At 50.8% G+C, this 4,584-nt stretch carries 4 protein-coding genes and 4 tRNA genes; 1 reads left to right on the forward strand and 7 read right to left on the reverse strand.

Annotated features, from left to right (window positions below; genetic code table 11):
* The 5 genes from CWM53_RS05595 to CWM53_RS05615 all read right to left on the reverse strand — a co-directional run.
* A partial coding sequence (locus tag CWM53_RS05595; RefSeq protein ID WP_032314999.1) for a GTP-binding protein occupies nucleotides 1-325 on the reverse strand: 325 nt, incomplete at its 3' end.
* A 115-nt stretch (nucleotides 326-440) separates the two neighbouring features.
* Nucleotides 441-516: transfer RNA gene (locus CWM53_RS05600), tRNA-Thr, on the reverse strand.
* Nucleotides 517-521: 5 nt separating this feature from the next.
* Nucleotides 522-596 (reverse strand) — tRNA-Gly (locus CWM53_RS05605).
* Nucleotides 597-711: 115 nt separating this feature from the next.
* Nucleotides 712-796 (reverse strand) — tRNA-Tyr (locus CWM53_RS05610).
* Nucleotides 797-806: 10 nt separating this feature from the next.
* Nucleotides 807-882: transfer RNA gene (locus tag CWM53_RS05615), tRNA-Thr, on the reverse strand.
* A gap of 430 nt (nucleotides 883-1,312) precedes the next feature.
* Here CWM53_RS05615 and coaA point away from each other — a divergent pair.
* Nucleotides 1,313-2,263, forward strand: a complete 951-nt coding sequence (coaA, locus tag CWM53_RS05620) for a type I pantothenate kinase (RefSeq protein WP_012543215.1) — start codon at nucleotides 1,313-1,315, stop codon at nucleotides 2,261-2,263.
* 26 nt (nucleotides 2,264-2,289) lie between these two features.
* Here the strand turns inward: coaA and birA are convergent, their stop codons facing one another.
* Nucleotides 2,290-3,252, reverse strand: coding sequence for a bifunctional biotin--[acetyl-CoA-carboxylase] ligase/biotin operon repressor BirA (gene birA, locus CWM53_RS05625; protein ID WP_074387394.1), 963 nt, complete (start codon nucleotides 3,250-3,252; stop codon nucleotides 2,290-2,292).
* Nucleotides 3,249-4,277: a UDP-N-acetylmuramate dehydrogenase gene (gene murB, locus CWM53_RS05630; RefSeq protein WP_074387395.1), complete on the reverse strand. Its 1,029-nt coding sequence runs from the start codon at nucleotides 4,275-4,277 to the stop codon at nucleotides 3,249-3,251. The genes birA and murB overlap by 4 nt, the downstream gene beginning before the upstream one ends.
* Between the last annotated feature and the right edge of the window lie 307 nt (nucleotides 4,278-4,584).

Consider the following 4,584-nt stretch of genomic DNA (forward strand, 5'->3'; position numbering starts at 1 on the left):
TCGCAGCAACAACCAGGATCGCGCCGTCCATCTGCGCAGCACCGGTGATCATGTTTTTAACATAGTCGGCGTGGCCCGGGCAGTCTACGTGCGCGTAGTGGCGAGTCGGGGTGTCATATTCAACGTGGGAAGTGTTGATGGTGATACCACGAGCTTTTTCTTCCGGTGCGTTATCGATCTGGTCGAATGCGCGAGCAGCACCGCCGTAGGTTTTAGCCAGTACGGTAGTGATTGCAGCGGTCAGCGTTGTTTTACCATGGTCAACGTGGCCGATAGTACCGACGTTAACGTGCGGTTTTGTACGTTCAAACTTTTCTTTAGACATCGATTGTCCCTCTAAGACACGGATAAATCGGTGATATCACCACATCAACCAGGCAACATGCCCGACTTGTTGAATGCAATAAACAGAGAGAAACAGGGAAGGAGAGATAAAGAAGTGGTGCTGATACCCAGAGTCGAACTGGGGACCTCACCCTTACCAAGGGTGCGCTCTACCAACTGAGCCATATCAGCACGTCTGGAGCGGGCAGCGGGAATCGAACCCGCATCATCAGCTTGGAAGGCTGAGGTAATAGCCATTATACGATGCCCGCATCCTGAAACTCGGCTACCCAGTTCTTTCTGTCACAAAAAAGAGATTGCTCTCTTTAATGTTGAGCTGATTAGTTTACCCAACCAACTCCGGCTACGCAAAGCGTCGCCAGAAAGTGGTGGTGGGGGAAGGATTCGAACCTTCGAAGTCGATGACGGCAGATTTACAGTCTGCTCCCTTTGGCCGCTCGGGAACCCCACCCAAATTGTTATGGTGCCGACTACCGGAATCGAACTGGTGACCTACTGATTACAAGTCAGTTGCTCTACCTACTGAGCTAAGTCGGCATCAAGTAGCGCGCATTCTAGGGAGAGGAGCGAGTTCATGCAACTAAAAATTTGCATAAAACGTTCTCTTGCTCACATTTTGTGCTCTTCCGCGGAAAAATGGTGTAATTTCAAACAGCGGAGTGCAAATATTCGCCAGGAAATCGGCTCGTCAGCCTCTTTCGGGCATGGTCTGTCACCGAGAACACTCTCCGACAGCTGACAGAAAGATATACAGCCCATTAGCGCTTATCCCATCAGCAACGCACATCCTTTACCCAGAATAAGAAACTTATTCATCTCTTGTGATGCTGACACGAGAATGCAGCATTCAATGAGTTTTTTTCTTATTATTCCCGGCTATCTGGTGTTACCCTCCTGCCCATTGTCCTGATTAACTCGTGTGAAGCATCGCCGTTTCGACGTATTCGGTGATGGTAAGAACATGCTTATGAGCCAAAAAGAGCAGACGTTAATGACACCGTACCTACAATTTAACCGCCACCAATGGGCTGCACTTCGTGATTCTGTCCCGATGACGTTAACCGAGGATGAAATCACGCGGTTAAAAGGCATCAACGAAGATCTCTCTCTGGAAGAGGTTGCTGAGATCTATTTGCCACTGTCGCGTTTGCTCAATTTCTATATCAGTTCTAACCTGCGTCGTCAGGCTGTCCTCGAACAATTTCTTGGCACCAATGGTCAACGAATTCCCTATATCATCAGCATTGCTGGCAGTGTTGCGGTAGGAAAAAGCACCACAGCCCGTGTACTGCAGGCCTTGCTTAGCCGTTGGCCAGAGCACCGCCATGTTGAACTCATCACCACTGACGGATTTTTGCACCCTAACTCGGTATTGAAAGAACGCGGGTTAATGAAGAAGAAAGGCTTTCCGCAGTCCTATGATATGCATCGACTGGTGAAGTTTGTCTCCGACCTTAAATCAGGTGTACCGCAGGCAACCGCACCGGTTTATTCCCATCTGATTTATGATGTTATTCCAGACGGCGACAAAACCGTCGCACAACCGGATATTTTAATTCTTGAGGGGCTCAACGTTCTGCAAAGTGGAATGGATTATCCGCACGATCCCCATCATGTATTTGTATCCGATTTTGTCGATTTTTCTATTTATGTCGATGCACCGGAAGAATTATTGAAAAGCTGGTATATCAACCGTTTTCTCAAATTCCGTGAAGGGGCGTTTACCGATCCTGACTCCTATTTCCACAATTACGCAAAGCTGTCTAAGGAAGAAGCGGTAGATATTGCCACCTCGCTATGGAATGAGATTAACTTAATGAATCTCAAGGAAAATATACTACCAACCCGTGAGCGCGCCAGCCTGATTATGACCAAAAGCGCCAATCATTCTGTGAATCAGGTACGCTTACGTAAATAAAGCAAAGGGAGCCGAAGCTCCCTTTTTTATTCTGCGCTGCGCAATGATATTTCACCGCCAACCCAGGCTTTTATCACTCCATCCTGTTCCAGCAATAGTGCACCCTGCGCGTCAATGCCTCGGGAAATTCCATAGATCTCTTTATCACCGATAATGAGTTTTACCGGACGATGAATAAAGTTATCCAGTTTTTCCCAGCGCGGCAGATAGGGCGCTAACCCTTCCTGCTCGAACAGTTCGAGGCCCAGACGTAGCTCTTTAATCAGGCGCGCGGCGAGGAGGTTGCGATCGATGATAACCCCCGCTTCCTGAAGGCTTATCCAGCCCTGATTGACGACGTCAGACTCCACGCGACGCATAACAAGATTAATACCCGCGCCGCTAACGATTAATGCGGCATCGCCCGTTTTCCCGGTCAGTTCCACGAGGATCCCTGACAGTTTACGATCTTGCAGGTAAATATCGTTTGGCCATTTCACCCGTACCTGATCGGCCCCGAGCTGCTGCAGAACTTCAGCAATCACGATACCAATTACCAGGCTAAGTCCAATAGCCGCTGCCGGCCCCTGCTCCAGGCGCCAGAACATCGAGAGATAAAGATTGGCGCCAAAGGGCGAGAACCATTTTCTACCTCGCCGTCCTCGCCCAGCCTGCTGATATTCAGCCACACAGGCATCCCCGGATGTCAGCTCATCAAGCCTGTCCAGTAAATATTGGTTAGTGGAGTCAATCACGGGGAGAACCGTCACTCGGCCATGTTCGATCTGTTGGGAAATCTTTTTCTCATCCAACAGATGAATGGGCTCTGGCAGGCTATAACCCTTACCTGGCACAGTAAACACATCGACGCCCCAGTCGCGTAAGGTCTGGATATGCTTATTAATCGCCGCCCGGCTCATACCTAACTGCTCACCAAGCTGTTCACCTGAGTGGAACTCGCCATCAGCCAGGATAGAAATCAACGTTAAGGGAATTGTATGGTCTTTCACGCAATGCTCTCCTCTGCGTTGACTTCACCATGCGTTCCAATGAAGCGCACCTCGGGCTGAAGCCATACATCGAATTTCTCACCCACCTGCTGGCGAACGTAATGGGCTAGTTTTACCACGTCCTCGCTGGTCGCTCGATCTTCATTAATGAGTACCAGGGCCTGTTGTCGATGGACAGCCGCGCCGCCAATGCGTTGCCCTTTGAGCTGACATTGATCGATTAACCAGCCCGCGGCCAGCTTGACGGTGCCGTTTGCCTGCGGATAATGCGGCGCCTGGGGGAATTGCGCCAGCAGCGCTTCAGCAACCTGAGCGCTGACGATCGGGTTCTTAAAGAAGCTTCCGGCATTGCCGTTAATCTTTGGATCCGGCAACTTAGTCATTCGCATATGACAAACGGAATCGAATACCTGCTGTGGGGTGACGGTCTGTGGATCAAGACGCGTTAAATCACCATAGCTCAGCACCGGCTGCCATACTTTCGCCAACGATAATCCAATCGCGACGATGGCGTAGCGATCCTGATATTCATGTTTGAAGATGCTGTCGCGATAGCCAAAACGGCATTCCTCTGCTGAAAGACGTTCCTTACGACCCGTTTCCAGCTCGATGCAGTCAACATATTCGCAAACCCGCTGCAGCTCGACACCGTAGGCGCCAATATTCTGGATCGGCGAAGACCCTGCGCATCCAGGGATCAATGCCAGGTTTTCCAGTCCTGGCATCGCATGCTGTAGCGTGAACTGCACCAGTTGATGCCAGTTTTCACCAGCACCGACGTGCAAGCACCAGGCTTCCGGGGTTTCGCTCACCTCGATCCCCATAATCCGGTTGATGATCACCGTACCGGCATAGTCGTTCAGAAACAGAACGTTACTGCCTTCCCCAAGAATCAGCGTGGGCTGACCTTCTGCGACAGCAGTTTGCCAGGCGCTTAATAACTGCTGCTCAGTTTCGGCGCGTACAATCGTCTTGGCGGAGCGCTCAATGCCAAAGGTATTCCAGGGTTTGAGGGAGTGGTTCATAGTGGCTTCCTGATGCAAAATCGGCGTTAGTTTACCGTATCTGGCGGGGGAAGGCTTGCCCGATTGCAGGGGCAATGATGTTGCAGGGCGTTATCGGGCTGCGCGGTCAGCAAATGCCTGAGGATCCGTATCCCCGGTCAGTGCAGCGCCACCGGGGAGATATGCCCGCACAGCAAAAAACCCGCACCTTTCGGCCCGGGGTTCTTTTTTAACGCAAAACAAAAAGCTCAGTCTTTCGACTGAGCTTTCTGCTTTATTTGATGCCTGGCAGTTCCCTACTCTCACATGGGGAGACCCCACACTACCA

It is taken from the genome of Klebsiella sp. A-Nf5 (genome assembly GCF_002810545.1).
GTDB classification, from domain to species: domain Bacteria; phylum Pseudomonadota; class Gammaproteobacteria; order Enterobacterales; family Enterobacteriaceae; genus Klebsiella; species Klebsiella variicola.